Annotated in this window: 17 protein-coding genes; 13 read left to right on the top strand and 4 right to left on the bottom strand. The window is 70.6% G+C overall.

Features of this window, described 5'->3' with window-relative positions:
- Window positions 1-98 precede the first annotated feature (98 nt).
- The 10 genes from gspG to D7V97_RS23570 all read left to right on the top strand — a co-directional run bounded on the left by gspG (window position 99) and on the right by D7V97_RS23570 (window position 9,710).
- Window positions 99-521, top strand: a complete 423-nt coding sequence (gene gspG / locus D7V97_RS23525; protein WP_120612903.1) for a type II secretion system major pseudopilin GspG — start codon at window positions 99-101, stop codon at window positions 519-521.
- Window positions 522-582: 61 nt separating this feature from the next.
- On the top strand, window positions 583-1,059 hold the full coding sequence (locus D7V97_RS23530; protein WP_120612904.1) for a type II secretion system protein GspG: 477 nt from the start codon (window positions 583-585) through the stop codon (window positions 1,057-1,059).
- A gap of 8 nt (window positions 1,060-1,067) precedes the next feature.
- Window positions 1,068-1,784, top strand: coding sequence for a prepilin-type N-terminal cleavage/methylation domain-containing protein (locus tag D7V97_RS23535; protein ID WP_120612917.1), 717 nt, complete (start codon window positions 1,068-1,070; stop codon window positions 1,782-1,784).
- Complete coding sequence (locus tag D7V97_RS23540) at window positions 1,781-2,698, top strand: prepilin-type N-terminal cleavage/methylation domain-containing protein (protein WP_120612905.1); 918 nt, start codon at window positions 1,781-1,783, stop codon at window positions 2,696-2,698. Before D7V97_RS23535 ends, D7V97_RS23540 begins: the two co-directional genes overlap by 4 nt.
- Window positions 2,695-3,375, top strand: coding sequence for a type II secretion system protein GspJ (locus tag D7V97_RS23545; RefSeq protein ID WP_120612906.1), 681 nt, complete (start codon window positions 2,695-2,697; stop codon window positions 3,373-3,375). The genes D7V97_RS23540 and D7V97_RS23545 overlap by 4 nt, the downstream gene beginning before the upstream one ends.
- Complete coding sequence (locus D7V97_RS23550; protein WP_120612907.1) at window positions 3,375-4,814, top strand: general secretion pathway protein GspK; 1,440 nt, start codon at window positions 3,375-3,377, stop codon at window positions 4,812-4,814. The genes D7V97_RS23545 and D7V97_RS23550 overlap by 1 nt, the downstream gene beginning before the upstream one ends.
- Before the next feature lies 1 nt (window position 4,815).
- Window positions 4,816-6,420, top strand: a complete 1,605-nt coding sequence (gene pilM / locus D7V97_RS23555; protein ID WP_120612908.1) for a pilus assembly protein PilM — start codon at window positions 4,816-4,818, stop codon at window positions 6,418-6,420.
- 10 nt (window positions 6,421-6,430) lie between these two features.
- On the top strand, window positions 6,431-6,988 hold the full coding sequence (gspM, locus tag D7V97_RS23560; RefSeq protein WP_120612918.1) for a type II secretion system protein GspM: 558 nt from the start codon (window positions 6,431-6,433) through the stop codon (window positions 6,986-6,988).
- 2 nt (window positions 6,989-6,990) lie between these two features.
- Window positions 6,991-7,971, top strand: coding sequence for a type II secretion system protein GspN (gspN, locus tag D7V97_RS23565; protein WP_120612909.1), 981 nt, complete (start codon window positions 6,991-6,993; stop codon window positions 7,969-7,971).
- 107 nt (window positions 7,972-8,078) lie between these two features.
- Entirely contained in the window at window positions 8,079-9,710 is a 1,632-nt protein-coding gene (locus D7V97_RS23570; protein ID WP_120612910.1) for a sigma 54-interacting transcriptional regulator, read from the top strand.
- A 37-nt stretch (window positions 9,711-9,747) separates the two neighbouring features.
- Here the strand turns inward: D7V97_RS23570 and D7V97_RS23575 are convergent, their stop codons facing one another.
- Complete coding sequence (locus D7V97_RS23575; RefSeq protein WP_233583130.1) at window positions 9,748-11,739, bottom strand: APC family permease; 1,992 nt, start codon at window positions 11,737-11,739, stop codon at window positions 9,748-9,750.
- A gap of 230 nt (window positions 11,740-11,969) precedes the next feature.
- Between D7V97_RS23575 and D7V97_RS23580 the strand changes: the two genes are divergently transcribed.
- On the top strand, window positions 11,970-12,485 hold the full coding sequence (locus D7V97_RS23580; RefSeq protein ID WP_120612911.1) for an RNA polymerase sigma factor: 516 nt from the start codon (window positions 11,970-11,972) through the stop codon (window positions 12,483-12,485).
- Window positions 12,486-12,500: 15 nt separating this feature from the next.
- Here the strand turns inward: D7V97_RS23580 and D7V97_RS23585 are convergent, their stop codons facing one another.
- Together D7V97_RS23585 and D7V97_RS23590 are read right to left on the bottom strand one after the other, a co-directional pair.
- Complete coding sequence (locus tag D7V97_RS23585) at window positions 12,501-13,157, bottom strand: hypothetical protein (RefSeq protein ID WP_120612912.1); 657 nt, start codon at window positions 13,155-13,157, stop codon at window positions 12,501-12,503.
- A 1-nt stretch (window position 13,158) separates the two neighbouring features.
- Window positions 13,159-15,336 carry a S46 family peptidase gene (locus tag D7V97_RS23590; protein ID WP_120612913.1) on the bottom strand — a complete coding sequence of 726 codons (2,178 nt, stop codon included), beginning with the start codon at window positions 15,334-15,336 and terminating at the stop codon, window positions 13,159-13,161.
- Between the two features lie 144 nt (window positions 15,337-15,480).
- On the opposite strand from D7V97_RS23590, the gene D7V97_RS23595 reads away from it, so the two are divergent.
- Entirely contained in the window at window positions 15,481-16,221 is a 741-nt protein-coding gene (locus D7V97_RS23595) for a M50 family metallopeptidase (RefSeq protein WP_120612914.1), read from the top strand.
- A gap of 16 nt (window positions 16,222-16,237) precedes the next feature.
- On the opposite strand, the gene D7V97_RS23600 is transcribed toward D7V97_RS23595, so the two are convergent.
- A complete protein-coding gene (locus D7V97_RS23600; RefSeq protein WP_120612915.1) occupies window positions 16,238-16,897 on the bottom strand; it encodes an MBL fold metallo-hydrolase in 660 nt (219 codons plus the stop codon).
- Between the two features lie 111 nt (window positions 16,898-17,008).
- Between D7V97_RS23600 and D7V97_RS23605 the strand changes: the two genes are divergently transcribed.
- A complete protein-coding gene (locus D7V97_RS23605) occupies window positions 17,009-17,725 on the top strand; it encodes a hypothetical protein (RefSeq protein WP_120612916.1) in 717 nt (238 codons plus the stop codon).
- Window positions 17,726-18,098 lie beyond the last annotated feature (373 nt).

Here is an 18,098-nt window from a genome sequence, read left to right on the forward strand (position 1 = left end):
CCGCCGGACACCGCGGCCCTCCCTGAAGCGCCCCTGACATCCCGACACAGCCCAGGCCGGGTGGACTGCCAGAAAGTCACCCGAAGGTGAGTGAAGACATGACGACGACGAATGCGAAGAAGCAGCAGCGCCGCCGCAACCGCGGCATGACCCTCATCGAGATCATGGTGGTCATCACCATCCTCGGGCTCATCGCCGCCGCGGTGGGCGTGGCCGTCATCCCGAAGCTGGAAGAGGCCAAGCAGGACACCGCCCGTCTGGACATCCGCAACATCCAGAGCGCGATGAAGCTCTACTACACGAAGAAGGGCTCCTACCCGGACACCGCCACGGGCCTCAAGGCGCTGGTGGACACCCAGAACCTGGAGCGCATGCCCACGGACCCCTGGGGCCGCGAGTACGTCTACATGAACGAGGGCGGCAAGCCGGTCATCACCAGCTACGGCGCCGACGGCAACGCGGGCGGCGAGGGCTCCGACGCCGACATCTCCTCCAAGGACTCGGCGGCCAAGCAGCAGTAGTCGCGCAGCCTCTCCGTGAAGCAAAGCCGCGCCCCCGCGTGTTGTCGTAGGAATGCCCGAGATGAATCCCGAGCACACTTCCTCACCGACGTCCGCGCGTGAGGCGCGTCCCGTTTCCGGCGCGCCCGGCCAGCAGCCCCGCGCCCGCTCCTCCCGCCGGGGCCGCATCATCCTGGCGGGCGTGTTCGGCGGCGCCACCCTGCTGGCCTTCGTGCTGGTGTGGGCCACCCAGGACAACACCCTCACCCGTCCGCAGCGCCAGGCGCGCGAGCAGATCCGCCGCCTGGAGGGCTTCTTCAAGTCCTACCACCGGCTGATGGGCGAGTTCCCCACCCAGGCGCAGGGCTTCGCGCCGCTCATCGCCTCCAAGGTGCTGGACGCCACGCCCATCGACCCGTGGGGCCACCCGTATGTCTACCGGATGGCGGGCAAGACGGGGGCCGTGCTGTCACTGGGCTCCGACGGCCTGCCCGGCGGCACCGGCGACGCCGCGGACGTGTTCAGCGGCGGCCTGGTGGCACAGGGGGTGCAGCCGTGATGAACGCCATGTCCCCTGCTCCCGCCCGCCGCCGTAGTGCCCCTCGCGGCCTGACGCTGATTGAGATCTCCATCGCCATCGCCATCGCGGCGGTGCTGTTCGCCGCGGTGACGGTGGGCATCGGCGCGCTCACCGGGGCCAAGGCGAAGGGCTCCGCCACGGAGCTCGCGGGCGTCATCCGGTCGCTCTACGACTCGGCGGCGCTCAGCGGCAAGACGTGCCGGCTGGTGTTTGAAATCCCCGGCCCCAAGCGCGAGGAGCCCACGCGCTACCACGCCGAATGCGCCGCGGGCGGCATCACCACCTCGCGCGACCGGGACGCGGCGCTGAAGAGCGACGAGCGCGACCGGGAGCAGGCGGCGCGCAACGGTGGACGGGATGAGCGCAAGAACTACACGCGCTCGGACAATTCGTCACCGTCCGCGCAGGAGCTGATGGACCAGGAGAAGACGCGCATCGAATCGCAGTCCACCTTCTCCGCGTACACCGCGGAGGAGATCACCCCGCGCGAGCTGCCGTCGGGCGTGGCGGTGTCGGTGTGGACGCGCCAGCAGCGCGAGCCGGTGGAGAGCGGCGTCGCCTATCTCTACTTCTTCCCGCAGGGCTACACGGAGAAGGCCATGGTGTTCCTGCGACAGGGTGACAACGCGTGGACGCTGGACGTGTCACCCCTGACAGGCAAGGTGAACATCGCATCCGAGGCCCTGGAGGTGCCCCGCTCATGAGACACCCCGGCAACCGACGCAGTGGCTTCACCCTGCTGGAGACGATGGTGGCCATGGCCATCCTGAGCGTGGCGTTGATGGCCATCTTCGACCTCAACGCCGGCGCGGTCTCCAACCACGTCTACACCAAGCGGCTCACCGTGGCGTCGCTCCTGGCCCGCTCGAAGATGACGGACCTGGAGCAGAAGCTCTACGACGACGGCTTCGACGTCGACGACGACGAGCAGTCCGGCGACTTCTCCGACGACGGCTGGCCCCAGTTCAAGTGGCGCGCGCGCATCATCGCGCCCAAGACGGACGGCGTGACGCCGGATCAGCTCATCGGCGCCATCTTCAACCTGCCCATGGGCGGGGGCGGCGACAGCGGCGACCCGCTGGGCGGCCTCGCGGGCCTCTTCGGCGGCGGCGGCGGCGACAAGGGCACGCCTCCGGGTGGCAGCACCACGTCCAGCCCGATGGGCGCCTCCGCCATGAGCATGGCGCAGCCCATGTTCACGCAGATGGTGGACCAGCTCACCAAGGCCGTGCGCGAGGTGCACCTCACCGTGTACTGGAAGGAAGGCACCCAGGTGGAGAGCGTGGACGTCGTCACGCACGTGGTGTCCCTGGGGCCGGGCGGCGACCGCAACGGCGGCTTCACGCCCAACGCGGGCAGCACCAAGGGCGCGGAGAACCAGTGGGTGACACCTGACGGCCGCGTGGTGGAGAACCCCATCCAGGGCCCCAACGGGCAGATGCTGGACCCGGCCACGCGCCAGCCGCTGCGCAACCGCGCGCAGGTGCTCGATGAGCTCAACCGCGCGGGCGGCCCGCAGCCCGGTGGCACGGGCGGCATCAACCCGCGCGCGCCCGGCGGCATCTTCGGCAAGGGTGGGTTCCCCAACCTCAACAACTTCCCTGGGAACAAGCAATGAGACGACCTGCACGCGCACGCGGCTTCACGCTGATGGAGGTGATGGTGGCGGTCTCCATCACCGCGCTGATGGGCACCGTCGTCGCCATGGCCTTCCAGACGGGCATCAACGCCAAGGAGGTGGTGGAGGGTGAGGCGGAGCGCTACCGCATGGTGCGCGTGTCGCTCAACCGCATGGCGCGCGAGATTGGCTCCGCCTACGTGAGCGACCGCTACGACCTGCGCCGCTTCCGCGACCAGAACGACCGGCCCACCAACTTCGTCGGCGAGCGCAACAAGCTGCTCTTCACCACGTTCGCGCACCAGCGCCTGTACACGGACGTGAAGGAGTCCGACCAGGCGGTGGTGGAGTACTTCGTGGAGAACTCCACCGAGCGCGCCACGCGCCAGCGCATGGACCTGAAGCGCCGGGTGAACCCCAACGTGGGCGAGCGCATGGACCGGGGCGGCACCACGGACGTCCTCTTCGAGGGCGTCAAGGGCGTGGAGTTCGCCTACTGGGATTCGGAGAAGAAGGAGTGGGATGACGAATGGGACACGCGGCGCACGGAGAAGAAGTCCATCCTCCCCACGCGCGTGCGCATCACCGTCATCGCCCTGGACGAGTCGGGCAAGGAAGCGCGCTACACCACGCAGACGCGCATCGTGCTCAACACGGAACTGAAGAGGTTCGACTGATGGCCTTCTCCTACTTCCAGCAGGCGTCCCGCCGTCGCGCAAAGGCCCCCATGCCGGTGCCGGCACCCGGCGCGCCCGCGAAGGCCGCGCGCAAGGACCGGCGCTCGCGCGGCGTGGCGCTCATCATCGCCATCGTCTCCATCGCGCTGCTCACGGTGGTGGCCTCGGAGTTCGCCTACAACACCCGGGTGGACCTGCAGCTCGCCGCCAACCAGCGTGATGAAGTGCGCGCCTACTACATGGCCCGCTCCGGCATGTCGCTGGGCCGGCTGCTGTTGCGCTTCCAGAAGCAGGTGGACCAGACGCCCATCCCCAACCCCATGGCCATGCTGTCGCAGCTGGGCCTGGGCGGCGCGCAGCCGGGCGCGGGCGGCACGCAGGCGTTCCAGCCGCAGTCGCTCAACATCCAGCTGTGGAAGCTGGCCCGGGTGGACTGCCACATGCTCAAGGGGCTGGTGAAGAGCGACGGCGCGCCGGCGGAGGACGACAGCGGCGGCGGCACCCGGAGCCGGCTGGAGAACGACCCGGTGGACGTGGATCCGGCCTTCAAGATGGACGACGGGGACGAGTCCGCGGGCGCCGCGTCGCAGATGGCGGCGCAGATGCAGCGCCGCTCGTTCGGCGGCTTCGAGGGCTGCTTCCTCGCGACCATCAGCGACGAGGAGGAGAAGCTCAACGTGATGCGCCTGAACACCGGCCCCGCGGAGGCGCAGGCCACCGCCGCGCGCCTGATGGACATGCTCGGCGACAAGCGCTTCGAGTTCCTCTGGCAGCAGGACGACGCGAACCACGTGCGCTCCACGCCGCAGGACACCGTCATCGCGCTGAAGGACTGGGCAGACGATGACGCGACGCAGTCCGCGCTCAACATCAAGGACCCCACGAACCCCTTCGTCGCGGGCTTCGCGGACGAGGGCTCTCCCTACAGCCGCTACGAGCCGCGCTATGACGTGAAGAACGGGCGCTTCGACAGCCTGGACGAGCTGTACCGCATCCACGGCGTCAACGACCGCTTCATGGCGGCGTTCCGCGACCGGCTCACGGTGTACCCGAACATCAACTCCAAGCCGAACATCAACACCGACGACCCCATCATGCTGGGGCTGGCCGTCATGTCCGCGGCGGACCCGAGCCGGCCGGACCCACGCCTGACGGACCCGGTGTTCCTCAACGAGCTCATCAGCCGCATCCGCGCCGCGCGCATGTTCAGCTTCTTCGGCATGTCGGTGGCGGACTTCCTGGGCGTGGTGGAGCAGGCGGGCATCGCGGTCAACCCGCTCATCAAGGGCAACGTCGCGCAGAACCGCTACCTGGGCGACAAGAGCAAGACATTCACCATCAAGTCCGTGGGAGAAGCGGGCAGCGTCCAGAAGACGCTCACCGCGGTCATCCAGCTGGACGACGGGCTGGGCAAGCTCGTGTATTACAGAGAGGAATAGCATGGCCCGCATTCTTGGCCTGGACCTCGGCAGCCACTCCGTGAAGGGGGTGGTGCTGGACTCCGGAGCGAAAACCCACACCACGCAGGCCTTCGCCGAGGTGCGCCGCGCGCAGGAGGGCGAGCGCCCGGAGACGCTGCGCGCCGCGGTGGAGGAGCTGCTCGGGAAGATGCCCGCGGGGCACGTGGATCAGGTCGTCATCGCCCTGCCCGGCCCGTCGCTCACCACGCACGCGGTGAGCCTGCCCTTCTCCGACAGCAAGCGCGTGGAGGCGACGCTGCCCTTCGAGGTGGGCAGCCAGTTGCCGTTCGACATCTCGGAGGTCGTCTACGACTACCAGGTGGTCGGCCAGAAGGACACGGGCGGCAAGGACAAGGCGGCGGACCTGCTGGTGGGCGTGGTGCGCAAGGAGGAGCTGCAGTCGCTGCTGGCGCTGCTCGGCGGCCTCCAGGTGGATCCGCGCGTCATCACCCACCCGGCGCTCGCGTACCAGAACCTGTTCGCGCAGGCGCCCGGCCTCTTTGAAGGCCTGGGTGAAGGCAGCACCGTGGCGGTGGTGGACATCGGCCACGAGCGCACGTCGGTGGCCATTGGCCGTCCGGGCCAGGGCGTGGAGTTCGCGCGCACCTTCGCGGGCGGCGGACGCGACCTGTCGCGGGCGCTCGCCACCGAGTTCCAGACGACGCTGCCGGAGGCGCACCAGTGGAAGGAGGCGCACGGCGCGATGGCGAGCGCGGCCACGGGCCCGGACGCCGAGCGCGCGGCCAACGCCTTCGTGCGCGGCCTGCAGCCGGTGCTGCGCGAACTGCGGCCCTCCTTCAAGTCCTTCACCGCGCGCACCCGGCGCCAGGTGGACGCGGTGGTGCTCGCGGGCGGCACGGCGCGCATGCCGGGGCTCGCGGAGCAGCTGTCCAAGGACCTGAACGTGCCCGTGCGCGTGCTGGCGCTGCCGCCGGAGACGGACGGGAAGATCCCCACCGCGGATGCGCCGTCCGCGGCGCAGGCGTACGCGCTGGCGATGCGCGGCAACGCGGCCGGGATGAAGGCGCCGCGCTTCAACCTGCGCCGGGGTGAGTTCGCCTTCAAGGGCGGCTACGACTTCGTGAAGGACCGGATGGGCCTGCTGGCCTCGTTCGCCGTCACGCTGCTGCTGCTGCTCGTCGCCTTCGGGGTGGTGCGCAACACGGTGCTGGCGCGCCGCGAGGCGGAGGTGGACGCGGTGCTGTGCAAGACGACCCAGCGCATCCTGGGCACGTGCGAGACGAACTACGACCGCGCACTCAACATGCTCAAGGGCGTGGAGAGCCCCGCGGCGGCGCTGCCCACGATGTCGGCGGTGAACCTGCTGGCGGAACTCACCCAGCGGGTGCCGCCGGAAGTGCCGGTGCGCTTCGAGCGCATCCAGGTGGACCTGGACCGCATCATCCTCCAGGGTGAGACGGACAGCTCCAAGCAGATCGACACGCTCTCCACCGCCTTGAAGGGCCACCGGTGCTTCAAGGACGTGAAGGAGGGCAAGGTGGATACGACGCGCGACGGGAAGAAGACCTTCCGCCTGGACGTGCAGGTGCAGTGCCCCGGCGAGAAGCCGGAGGGGGAGAGCTGACATGGCGGACATGGCAAAGCTTCGGGAAGTCTTCGCGCCCGTCCAGACGTGGTTCGAGCGGCTGAGCGACCGCGAGCGCAAGCTCGTGGCGATCGCCGGCTCGGCGGTGAGCCTCTTCGTCCTCTTCATCGTCATCTTCAGCTTCGCCAACAGCGCGTCGGGCTACCGCCGGCGCACGCAGGACAAGCTGGCGAAGCTGCAGGAGGTGCAGGCGCTGGCCGCCAGCTACGGCGCCGCGCAGCAGGAGCGGCAGGCGGTGGAGCAGCAGCTCACCAGCAGCAACGTGCGGCTCATCACGTACATCGAGGACAAGGCCACCGCCGCCGGCCTCACCGTGCCCAACATGTCGCCCAAGGGCGACGTGGGCGTGGGCGACGGGAAGATCATCGAAAGCTCCGTGGAGCTGACCTTCACCGACGTGGACCTGCGCAAGCTGACGGACTTCCTGCGCACGGTGGAGACGGGCCCGGGCATCGTGAAGGTGAAGTACCTGCGCGTGGAGCCGCGGCCCTCCACGGACACCCTGACGGCGTGGACGACCGTCGCCACCTACCGGATGAAGCAATAGCCATGGCCACCGACTCCAAGACTGCCCGCTGGAAGCTCATCGTGGGCTACACCGCGTTCGCGCTGGTGGCCTTCGTGCTCTGCCTGCTCATCACCTTCCCGTACGACGCGGTCCGCACGCGCATCGTCACCGAGGCCGCCGGCCAGGGGCTCGCGGTGCGCATTGGCGGCCTGAGGCCCGGCCTGTCCGGCGTCACCGCCACCGACGTGCGCGTGAGCAAGCCGCCGACGCCGCTGGGCGCGGAATCAGTCGCGGCGCTCGCCCGGGGCGAGTCCGGCGGACTGGGCCCCGCGGAGTTGGGACAGGCGCTCACCTTCGACACCGTGGCGGTGCGCCCCGCCCTCTTCCCGCCCGGCGTGGTGGTGAACGCCAAGGCCATGGGCGGCACGGTGCACGTCACCGTGGGCGGCCTGAGCGACACGTCACTGGACGTGGACGTGGACGGGCTGCAGGCGGGCGGCGGCAACCTGCCGGGCTACACCGGCGTGGACATGGAGGGGACCCTCAACGCGAGGATTTCACTCAAGGCGCCGGGCACGCTCATCCGCGGGCAGGCCGTGGACTGGTCGCAGGCGACGGGCACGGTGGCGCTGGACACCCAGGGGCTCACCATCAAGGGCGGCAAGGCGGCCATCCCCATGGGCGGCGGCCCCGCGATGCCCATGGACCTGCCGCGCGTGGTGCTGGGTGAGCTGAAGGGCGACTTCCAGTTCGACAAGGGCCTGGGCACGGTGAAGGACCTGAACCTCAAGAGCGAGGACCTGGAGGGCCTGGGCACCGGCACGGTGAAGCTGGGCAAGCGGCTGGAGTACAGCGAGCTGGGGCTGGACGTGCGGCTCAAGTTCGAGCAGGCCTTCCAGCAGCGGCTGGGGCCCCTGGCCCTCGCGGTGAACATGCTGCCGGTGGACCGGGAGAACCCGGGCTACCGCGGCGGCCGGCTCACCGGCATGGTGAGCAGCCCACGCTTCGCGGCCAAGCGCTAGGCCCGGGCTTGTCCCTCTCCCATCGCCCGGCCCCGGGTTGATGCCCGCGCACGCGCCGTGTAAAGCGCTGCGCGGCCCCTGGTGCGGGGGCGTTGGGAGAGGTTGGAATGCCGGAGTTGGTGTTCTTCCGTCGAGGCGAGGAAGTGTTGCGGGTGGCGGTGGACCGGGCGCGGCTGGTGCTCGGTCGGGGCGACTCGAGCGACGTGGCCATCCCGGATCCGGAGGTGAGCCGCCAGCAGGTGGCCCTCCTGTGGGACGGGCAGCGGTGCCGGGTGGAGGACCTGTCCGGCAAGGGCACGAAGGTCGCGGGCAAGGTGGTGGAGCGCGCGGACCTGCCCGACGGCGCGGACCTGGAGCTGGGCCAGTGGCGCGCGGTGTTCCGCCAGCACGGCGCCAGCGAGGACGCGGACCGGGCCACCGAGGCGGGCAGCTCCACCACGGTGCAGAACCGCGACGCGCAGCGCTGGCAGGCCGCGCAGGTGCGCGTGAAGCAGGGCACCACGGAGACGGTGCACCGGCTCACCGGCGACAGCTTCACGGTGGGCAAGGACACCGGCTGCGACCTCGTCCTCCAGGACCGGTTCATCTCCGGCCGGCACCTCAAGGTGACGCGCCAGGAGGGCGTGTTCCACGTCGTGGACCTGCGCTCCACCAACGGCACGTGGCTGGGGCCGGTGCGCCTGTTCGAGGCGGAGGTGACGCTGCCCACCAGCCTGCGCGTGGGCGAGGCGGAGCTCATCCTGGAGGCGGTGCCCGCCGCGAAGAAGGAGGCGCAGTCCTTCCACGGCATCCTCGGGAGCGACCCGTCGGTGCGGCAGCTCACGGACCTCATCCAGCGCGTGGCGCCGTCCACCGCGGCCGTCACCATCCTGGGCGAGTCCGGCACGGGCAAGGAGCTGGTGGCGAACGCGCTGCACGCGTGCTCGCCGCGCGCGAACCGGCCGCTCATCCCGGTCAACTGCGCCGCCATCTCCAAGGAGCTGATTGAGAGCGAGCTGTTCGGCCACGAGAAGGGCGCGTTCACCGGCTCCGTGGGCGCGCGCAAGGGCGCCTTCGAGGAGGCGGACGGAGGCACGCTGTTCCTGGATGAGATTGGCGAGCTTCCGCTGGACCTCCAGGCGAAGCTCTTGCGCGCGCTGGAGAGTGGGGAGATCAAGCGCGTGGGCGCGAGCCGCCCCATGCACGTGGACGTGCGCGTCGTCGCGGCCACCAACCGCGACCTGCTGGCGGCGTCGCGCGAGGGCCGCTTCCGCGAGGACCTGTACTACCGCCTCTGCGTCGTCCCGCTGCACCTGCCGCCCCTGAGAAGCCGCCGGGGGGACGTCGTCGGGCTGGCGGAGCACTTCGTGCGAGCGTTCGCCCCGCGCGGACAGACGGTGCGCTTCACGCCCGCCGCGCTGGAGCGGCTCCAGCAGCACGCGTGGCCGGGCAACATCCGCGAGCTGCGCAACGTGGTGCACCGCGCGCTGCTGTTGCGCAAGGGACCGTCCATCGACGCGGGCGACCTGTCCTTCGACCAGGAGGTCAACCGCGAGACGGGCATCACCGTGCCGGAGCTGCCGCCGGGCATGACGCTGGAGCAGATGCTGGAGAAGCTGGAGCGGCAGATCATCGAGACCGCGCTGCGCCGCTTCAACAACAACCGCGAGCGCGTGGCCCGCGAGCTGGGCCTGGCGCGCTCCACCCTCTTCAAGCGCCTGAAGGACTGGGGCATGACGAAGCAGGACGAACAGGAGTGACGTGCCGGGGGCGCCGCGCTCCGGCGCCCCCTCTGCCCTAATGGCCGCCGGGGTGGTCGCCGTGCTCGGGGGCGACCCAGGCGGAGTGCGGCGCGGTCCGCCCGGCGGCGCGCAGGTACCAGGGCACGCTGACCACCACCAGGCGGCGCTCGCCCGACAGCAGCAGCGCGCTGCGCATCAACTCCGAACGGCGGCCGTACAGCATGGCGCGGAACCAGCGCGCCTCCAGCAGCTCCGGCAGCACGACGGCCACGGAGCGGCCCGGGGCTTCCGCGAGCAGCGAGTCCAGGTAGTCCAGCAGCGGCCACACCAGCACGCGGTACGGCGACGCCACGTGCACGAGCGGCGGAGGCTTCCGGCCTGCCTCCAGCAGCGGGACCTGGACGAAGTGCTGCCACTGGGAATCCAGCGCCTGCTCGTCGGTGTCCCCGTTGCAGACGTGCACCGCGCGCACGTCGTCGCTCAGCTCCAGCGCGAAGCGCAGCGCCGTCTCCGACGCGTGGGACCAGCGGTCCACCGGCACCACGGCGACGAGCGACGGGCCCGGGGCCAGCCGCAGCGGTCGGCGCAGCTCCGTGTCCCGCCGCATGCGCGCATAGCCAGCGTGGATGCGCGACAGGAGCACGATGCCCGCGGGCACGAGGATGAACGCGGCCCAGCCGCCGCGCGCGAACTTGGACACGCCCACGATGACGAGGGTGAGCGCCGTCATCGCCGCGCCCAGGCCGTTGAGCGCGCGGCGCCACCACCAGCCCTGGGTCCGGTGCCAGTGCCAGTGCACCACCATGCCCGCCTGGGACAGGGTGAAGGCCATCAGCGCACCGATGGCGAAGAGGGGAATCAGCCGGTCGGTGATGCCCCGGCACGCGATGAGCAGCAGCGCCGCCAGCCCGGACAGGGTGAGGATGCCTCGCGACAGGGCGAGCCGCCGTCCCCGGTGGGCGAAGCCCGGGGGCAGGTAACGCTCGTGCGCGAGCACCTGGCACACGAGCGGGAAGCCCGCGTAGCTGGTGTTGGCGGACAGCGCGAGCACGCAGAGGATGGCGGTCATCGCCACGTAGTAGAAGACGCCACGGCCCATCACCGCGGCGATGAGCTGGGACAGCACCGTCTGGTAGTCCGCGGATCCGGGCAGCGTCGCGCCCACGCCATAGGCCCGGCACAACAGCGCGATGCCCAGCAGCAGCGTGACGAGGACGCCGACGATGATGCCCAGCGTGGTGCGCGCGCGGCGGATGGACGGGTCCCGGAAGAGGGGCACCGCGTTGCTGATGGCCTCCACACCCGTCATCGCCGTGCAGCCGCTGGCGAAGGCGCGGATGACGAGCCACGCGCCCACGGACGCGGTGGGCACCACCAGGGGCGGCGGGGCCTGGAGGGGCGTCGCGTGGCCTGTGAGCAGCCGGGACACGCCCACGCCCAGCACCACGGTGAGCGAGCCGATGAAGAACCACGTGGGCACGACGAACGCCGCGCCCGCTTCGCGCACGCCGCGCAGGTTCACCAGGGTGAGCAGCGCCAGCACCACCAGGGTGAGGGGCAGCATGTAGGGCCGCAGCGAGGGGACCGCGGACACCAGCGCGCCCACGCCCGCGGAGATGCCCACGGCCACGTTGAGCATGTAGTCGAGCATCAACGCGGTGGCGGCCAGCAGCCCCGCGCCGCGTCCCAGGTTCTGCCGCGCCACGGTGTACGCCCCGCCGCCGTTGGGGTACGCGGCGAGGGTCTGCGCGTACGAGCCCGCCACGACCAGCAGCAGCCCGACGATGGCGGCCGTGATGGGCAGCAGCAGCCACACGCCCGCGGGGCCCAGCGGGCGCAGCACGGTGAGGGCGGCCTCCGGGCCGTACGCGGCGGAGGACAGCGCGTCCAATCCCAGCAGCGCCACACCGGTGAGGACGCCCGTCTTCTCCTGCGTCGCCTGGGCGCTGGTGAGCGGACGCCCCAGGAGCAGGTCCACGAAGCCGTGGCCCTCCCGGCGCCGGGGCATGAACTGCCGCCTGCCCCCGATGTCGGCCGTCCGAGCCATCGCGCCCCCCTGGCTCGCAAGGTGCGCACCACCCGCGGTGGGGAGGCGGCGGGGCACGGCCCCGTGAACGGTGTCCGGTGGGGCCTCCAGGGGGACGGCCGGCCCGGGGCCCCGCCCGGGAGTCCCGGGGAAGCGTCCGGCGGCGTGCGGTCACCTGCCCTCCAGGCCAGGGTCATAGACCCTTCGTCGCGCCCATTCGTTCCAGGGGGAGACACAGGAGACCGTCCGCCATGGGCCCGCACGCCGCTGTCCTCCCCTTCCCTTCCCTGAACGACCTGTACGCCCGGCACCGCACCCGGGCCCTCACCATTGCCCGGCGCATCGTGGGGGACACCGACGACGCGGAGGACGTGGTGCAGGACGTCTTCCTGCGCCTGTCGCGGCAGCCGCCAGGACTGGACGGCCGGGCGACGTGGACGACGTGGCTGCACCGGGTGATGGTCAACAGCAGCATCAACTGGCTGCGCGCGCGCAGGCGCCGGGAGCGGCTGACGCACGCGCCGCAGGAGACGGTGTCGCCCGAGGCGCACGCCATGGGTGAACAGATGCAGCGCCACTTCCACGAAGCGATGGAGGAGGTGAACCCCCAGCAGCGGCAGGTGCTCTACCTGCGCGAGGTGCGCGGCCTGGGCTCGGCGGAGATCGCCCGGCTCCTGCGCATCCCCGAGGGCACGGTGAAGAGCGCCCTGCACCGCGGCCGCCAGCGCGCCCTCTCCGTGATGGAGGAGCGCGGCCAGCGGCCGTGAGGTCGCGAGACGGGACTACTCGTCGCCCTTGCTGCCGACGAACTGATCCGTCTTCTCCTTGAAGAGGACGTTGAAGCTGGTGAGCGACCCGTACACGCGGGTGATGTAGCTCTGCATCTCCACCTTCTCCGCTTCGGAGAGCTTGGGGTGGGCGTTGAGCTTCTGCTCCAGCACGCGCAGGCGGTCGCGCACCATCGTGACCTTGTGGAACAGGTTGTCGATGGGCAGGTCCTTCGCCTGCAGCTCCGGGTTGCCCGGGACGAGGCGCACGGTGCCGCCCTCCCACTTGGCGGCGAGCGGGGGCTCACTGATGCCGGAGGCCTCCCGGAAGATGTCCATCAGCTCTTCGCGCGTCATGTTCAGCCCTTCCAGGTCCACCACGTCGTTGGGGTCCGCGCGGCGCCGCACCACCACGGGCGCCACGCTGCGCGCCGGTGCCCGCCCCCGCGTGCTCACGGGCGGGGGCAGCGGGGTCGCGGAGCCCCGGGGCGCGTACTTGTCACACAGGGGCGCGGAAGGGGGGAACAGGCCGCGCGAGGTGTTCATGCGGCATGGCCCCACCCAGCCACGGTGATCCACGGAGTGCGGGCTCCACAGCTTGCAGTTGCCGCACACCCGCTCCTCAGGACGGAAGGTGGGAAGCGCCGGCAGCCCCTCTCCCGCGTCCGACATTTCAGCGCGCCTCCTTCACCACCGGCGTGCTCTTGCGGATGTTGAGCTCGCGAAGGAGCGCGTCCGCGTTCTCCACCTGGTCGAGCTGCCACAGCAGGTAGCGCACGTCCACGTTGACGTTCCGGGCCACGTCCGGATTGTAGCCGAAGTCGTTCGCGACGTTCTCCCACACGCGGTCGAAGTTCACGCCCACGAGTTCGCCCTTGCCGTTCACCGTGGGGCTGCCGGAGTTGCCGCCCGTGGTGTCCGCGTCCGACAGGAAGTCCACCGGCACGTCCTTCAGCCGGGGGTCCACCCACGGTCCGAACTTCTTCGCCTCCGCCGTCGCGCGCACCTTGTCCGGCGCGATGAAGGGCTCCTCGCCCGTGTGCTTCTGGAGCATGCCCGTCAGCGTCGTCTGCGGCAGGTACACCGCACCGTCGCGCGGCGAGTAGCCCTGCACCTTGGCGAACGACACGCGCAGCGTGCTGTTGGCGTCCGGGGCCACGGGCTTGCCCGCCTGCGCCATCACCGCCTTGCGCCAGGCCGGCCGCAGCCGCGACGCCGCGCCCTGGCGCCGGTCCTTGGTGTCGTCCAGCGCCGCCTGCTCCTTCGCCAGGTCCAGGCCGAACGCGAGCAGCGGATCCTTGCGCGCGGCGAGCTGCGCGGGGGACTCGTCCGCCATCTTCATCCGCTCCGCCTGCGTCAGCACCTTGGTGCCCGCGTAGAGCGAGTCGATCTTCGCGCAGACGTCCTTCTCCACGTACGTCTTGCCGAAATGGGTGTCCACGGCGGTGATGCGCTCGTCGGGCTTGAGCGCCTGCGCGCGCTTCACGAACGCGTGGAGCAGCGCCTTGTCCGCGGCGATGAACAGGTTCTTCTGCTCGCGCTCCAGGCGGTCCTTGATGCGCGGCAGCTCGCGGTCCATGTACTCCGGGCGGCGCTCCAGGTCCGGCTTCGCGCGCTCCATGGACAGCCGGGCCACGGACGCCGCGAGCGCGGGGCCGCGAGCGAGGCGCGCGGACATGCCGAGCAGGAAGTCGCGCTCGAAGGTCTTCGCGGACGCCTGCTGTTCGGCGAGCAGGTCCTCGCGGGCCTTGAGGGCGTCGTTCCACTGCGCGCCGGCCTTCTGGGCCCAGGCGACGACGGAGGCCTCGGTGGCGCGCTGCTTCTCCACGATGTGGCCGCGCTGCAGGCCTTCCAATTGGCCGCCCGCGTTCTTGTAGACGTTGTGCAGGCTCTTGAGCTGCGAGGACACGGCGATCTTCCCCGCGGGGTCCTTCTCGCCTTCGGCCTCCAGGATGCGGATGGCCTCGCCCAGCACGTCGCGCACGCGCGGGTAGTAGCGCGCCTGGCGCTCGGCCATCTCCTCCGCGAGCAGCGTGCGGAAGGTGGTGCCCGGGTAGCCCAGCACCATCACGAAGTCGCCCGGCTTCACGCCCTGGGTGGACAGCGGGAAGAAGAACTCGGCCTTGTAGGGCACGTTCTTCTCGCTGTACGGGGCGGAGCTTCCGTCCGGCGCGGTGTACGCGCGGATGATGGAGAAGTCGCCGGTGTGGCGCGGCCAGGACCAGTTGTCCTCTTCGCCGCCGTACTCGCCCACCGCGCGGGGCGGCGCGTAGACGAGCCGCACGTCCTGCAGCTCCACCGCGTCCACCAGCGTGTAGTTGACGCCGCCGTCGAAGGTCGCGACCTGGCAGCGGGTGGCGGGGCGCTTCTCGCACTCGGCGACCAGCTCCTTCTGCTTGCGGTCGATGGCCTTGTAGCGCGCGAGGTCGTCCGCGCCCGCGGGCACGGAGGCGTTGATGTCCGCCGTCACGTCCTTGAAGCCGCGCGGCACCTGCACGCGCGAGCCCTTGCCCGGGAGCTCCTCCGCCGGACGCTTCGCGAGGAAGCCGTCGGTGATGAGGTCCTTCTGGGGGGAGCTGTGCTCCTGGATGATGGAGAAGGCGCAGTGGTGATTGGTGATGATGAGGCCGGACGCGGAGATGAACGACCCGGAGCAGCCGCCGGTGTTCACCGTGCCCGCCAGCAGGCCGGTGCCCCTTTTGGGGTCCCACAGCTTGCTGGGAGGAAGCTGAAGGCCCTGGGCCTTGAGCCAGGCGGGGCTCAGCTCCAGCACCTGCTGAGGGGTCCACTTCCCTTCCCCGGCGAAGGCCGAGGCAGCCACGAGCGACAGGAGGAGGAGCGTCTTCTTCATGGTGTCCCCTCCCTACTCCGTCCGGTGCCCGCGCGCGACCGTTCCGGTGTCGGGGGAAGGCGTTTTCGCGGAAGATGGACCGCCCCTGAATGTTCCGGTGTCTGTTCGGGTGTCCAGGCAGGCAGGGGCCAGAGGGAGCGAGCGATGCGCACGGCAAGCGGAGCCACACTGGATTTCGGGCGGCTGGTGCTGCTGGTCCTGCTCGTGGGGGCGTCCTGGTACTTCTGGTACTCGCCGGTGTTGTGGCCGGTGAAGGTGTTGGTGGTGATGATGCATGAAAGCGGGCATGCCATCGCCACGCTGCTCGTGGGCGGGTCGGTGGACCGGGTGCATCTGCAGTTGAACGAGGGAGGCAGCTGTTTCTCCAGGCTGCCGCCCGGGGTGTTCAACCGCATCATGGTGTCCTCGGCGGGCTACCTGGGCAGCGCGGTGGCCGGGGCGCTCTTGATGCTGGCCACGTTCCGCTTCCGGCTGGGGCGCGCGGTGATGGGCGCGGCGTCGGTGTGGCTGGGGGTGATGGGCTTCTTCTACGCGGGGGACCTCTTCACCCTGGCGTTCTGCCTGGGGATGGCGGTGGCGATGGGGCTGGGCGCGCGCTTCCTGCCGTCAGGCGTGGTGGATGCGCTCAACCTGTTCCTCGCGGCCTTCACGGCGCTCTACGTCGTCTTCGACCTGCGGGACGACCTGTGGAACAGCGCGGTGAGGGCCCAGAGCGACGCGGCCATCCTCGCGAGCGAGACCTGGGTGCCGTCCATCGTCTGGGCGGCCCTGTGGACGCTGCTCTCGGTGGCGCTGCTCGGCGTGTCCGCGTACTGGGCGCTGCACGCGAAGCCCCAGGGCGGCGGCGTGCGGATGCCGCCTGTCACCCGCGCGCGGCGGGTGTGAGCGGGACGCGGCGGCCCTACTTCCTCGGCCGCATCCGGAACGCCACGAACGACGCCATGTCCGGGAAGGCGAAGTACGGGTTCTTCTGGCGCACGGCGTCCATGCCCGCCACCGGCACGTCCGCGTAGTCGTGCCCCGGGAACAGGCGCGCGGAGTCCGGCACCTTCAGCAGCACCTGCGACAGCGAGCGGTACATCGCCTCCGGGTTGCCGCCCGGAAAGTCGCACCGGCCACAGCCGTTGATGAACACCGTGTCCCCGGACACCAGCGCGTCGTCCGCCAGCAGGCAGTGCGAACCCGGCGTGTGCCCGGGCGTGTGCAGCGCCTGGAACGTGCGCGAACCCACCGGCACCGGATCCCCCGCCTTCAGCGGTCGGAGCGCGTCCCCGCCCCAGGTGCGCAGCTCGCGCGAGAACGCGACCTCCTCCGCCTGCGCGTACACCGGCACGTCGTGGCGCGACAGCAGCTCCGAAAGGCCGTTGATGTGGTCGCCGTGGCAGTGCGACACGAACGCGCCCACCACCCGCTTGCCCTCCTGCGCCACCGCCGCCTCGATGGCCGGCACGTCCCACGCCGGATCCACCACCACCACCTCCGGCCCGTCCGCCGGCCCCACGAGGTAGACGAAGTTGTCCATCGGTCCCAGCTTGAGCTGGCGTACGTACGGCGTCGGCATGGCTGTCCTCCGTGCGACCACTCTACGTCCAAGGCTTGCCGCCCTGGGCCTCTTCCCGTTGAATGCCCCTTTTGACGTGGCACCGCCCGTCCCGCCAGGAGGTCTCCTTCCGTGAAGCGCCTGTCCGCCCTGCTCGCTTGCACGCTGCTCGCCAGCGTTGATGCCTCCGCCGCGGGCCGGGGGAACTCCACGTTCCGCTACAAGCCGACCCCGGACGAGGAACGCCCCGTCATCATCGACGCCACCATCGGGCCCCAAGGCAGCGACTTCGCCATGCGGCTGAAGTTCGACCGGATGCCCTTCGGCGAGGAGTGCAAGCAGCGCTGCGCCAACGTCACCCTCTTCCTGGACACCGACGCCAGCGCCCAGTCCGGCCTCCACCTGCCCACCCAGGGCCCGGAGAACGGCGCCGACCTGGCCGTCGTCATCCAGGGCGTGCGCGAGTACAAGCGCCAGGACGCCCCCGCGGAGCTCAACCTGCGCGTGAAGGTGCGCCAGCTGGGCTCCGACGCCAACAGCGCCGACGGCGGCGAGCTGCTCGCCGACCTCAACCACCGCCAGGACCCCGAACGCGTCCAGACGGACGGCACCACCGTCTACCTGCTCATCGACGCCACCAGCGCCCTCTTGCCCTCCGCCAGGAAGGTGCGCGTCATCTACCACCCGGCCGGCGGCGGCAAGGCCGTCCAGGCCACCGTCAGCGGCATGCTCGGCGACAGCTCCGGCCGGGGCGTGCAGATCTTCAAGCACGGCAGCGGCAACTGGGGCCGCGCCCCGGACGCCGAACCCAAGAAGCCCCGCGCCAACCCGTCCGGTGACAACGGGTAGCGCCCCCTTCCGGAAGCAGCCCGCCAGCCAACCGCTGTCCGCCGCACCTCTCGGAATTCCGGGGGGTTGGCGGCGCGTTTCAAGCAGGCACAGGACTGTACGGATGTGCAGAAGTCCCGCGCCGGAGCCAACGCAACCTCCCGAATTCGTTCTCAATGTCAGGGGGCCATGGTAGTCCCGCCGCTTGACGTGATGGTCCGACCCGACCGGTGGCGTGCACGCAGCCGGTGCGCCGCGTTGGCGGGTGGGGGCGGACCCGTAAAACCCATCTGGATTTCATGACCATGCTCGCAGACGCCGATACGAAGACGCGCAAGAAGCAGGGAGGCCCGGCAGGGGGCGGAGGCGGAGGCAGTGGTGGCGCGTCCGGTGC

Source organism: Corallococcus sp. CA053C (assembly GCF_003611675.1).
Lineage (GTDB): Bacteria > Myxococcota > Myxococcia > Myxococcales > Myxococcaceae > Corallococcus.

What these genes read in the sequence shown, in the direction of transcription:
- pilM (WP_120612908.1), top strand. Translation starts at nt 4,816, where the DNA reads ATGGCCCGCATTCTTGGCCTGGACCTCGGCAGCCACTCCGTGAAGGGG.
- D7V97_RS23600 (WP_120612915.1), bottom strand. Translation starts at nt 16,897, where the DNA reads ATGCCGACGCCGTACGTACGCCAGCTCAAGCTGGGACCGATGGACAAC.
- D7V97_RS23590 (WP_120612913.1), bottom strand. Translation starts at nt 15,336, where the DNA reads ATGAAGAAGACGCTCCTCCTCCTGTCGCTCGTGGCTGCCTCGGCCTTC.
- D7V97_RS23575 (WP_233583130.1), bottom strand. Translation starts at nt 11,739, where the DNA reads ATGGCTCGGACGGCCGACATCGGGGGCAGGCGGCAGTTCATGCCCCGG.
- D7V97_RS23570 (WP_120612910.1), top strand. Translation starts at nt 8,079, where the DNA reads ATGCCGGAGTTGGTGTTCTTCCGTCGAGGCGAGGAAGTGTTGCGGGTG.
- D7V97_RS23595 (WP_120612914.1), top strand. Translation starts at nt 15,481, where the DNA reads ATGCGCACGGCAAGCGGAGCCACACTGGATTTCGGGCGGCTGGTGCTG.
- D7V97_RS23530 (WP_120612904.1), top strand. Translation starts at nt 583, where the DNA reads ATGAATCCCGAGCACACTTCCTCACCGACGTCCGCGCGTGAGGCGCGT.
- gspG (WP_120612903.1), top strand. Translation starts at nt 99, where the DNA reads ATGACGACGACGAATGCGAAGAAGCAGCAGCGCCGCCGCAACCGCGGC.
- gspN (WP_120612909.1), top strand. Translation starts at nt 6,991, where the DNA reads ATGGCCACCGACTCCAAGACTGCCCGCTGGAAGCTCATCGTGGGCTAC.
- D7V97_RS23535 (WP_120612917.1), top strand. Translation starts at nt 1,068, where the DNA reads ATGTCCCCTGCTCCCGCCCGCCGCCGTAGTGCCCCTCGCGGCCTGACG.
- D7V97_RS23585 (WP_120612912.1), bottom strand. Translation starts at nt 13,157, where the DNA reads ATGTCGGACGCGGGAGAGGGGCTGCCGGCGCTTCCCACCTTCCGTCCT.
- D7V97_RS23550 (WP_120612907.1), top strand. Translation starts at nt 3,375, where the DNA reads ATGGCCTTCTCCTACTTCCAGCAGGCGTCCCGCCGTCGCGCAAAGGCC.
- D7V97_RS23540 (WP_120612905.1), top strand. Translation starts at nt 1,781, where the DNA reads ATGAGACACCCCGGCAACCGACGCAGTGGCTTCACCCTGCTGGAGACG.
- D7V97_RS23580 (WP_120612911.1), top strand. Translation starts at nt 11,970, where the DNA reads ATGGGCCCGCACGCCGCTGTCCTCCCCTTCCCTTCCCTGAACGACCTG.
- gspM (WP_120612918.1), top strand. Translation starts at nt 6,431, where the DNA reads ATGGCAAAGCTTCGGGAAGTCTTCGCGCCCGTCCAGACGTGGTTCGAG.
- D7V97_RS23545 (WP_120612906.1), top strand. Translation starts at nt 2,695, where the DNA reads ATGAGACGACCTGCACGCGCACGCGGCTTCACGCTGATGGAGGTGATG.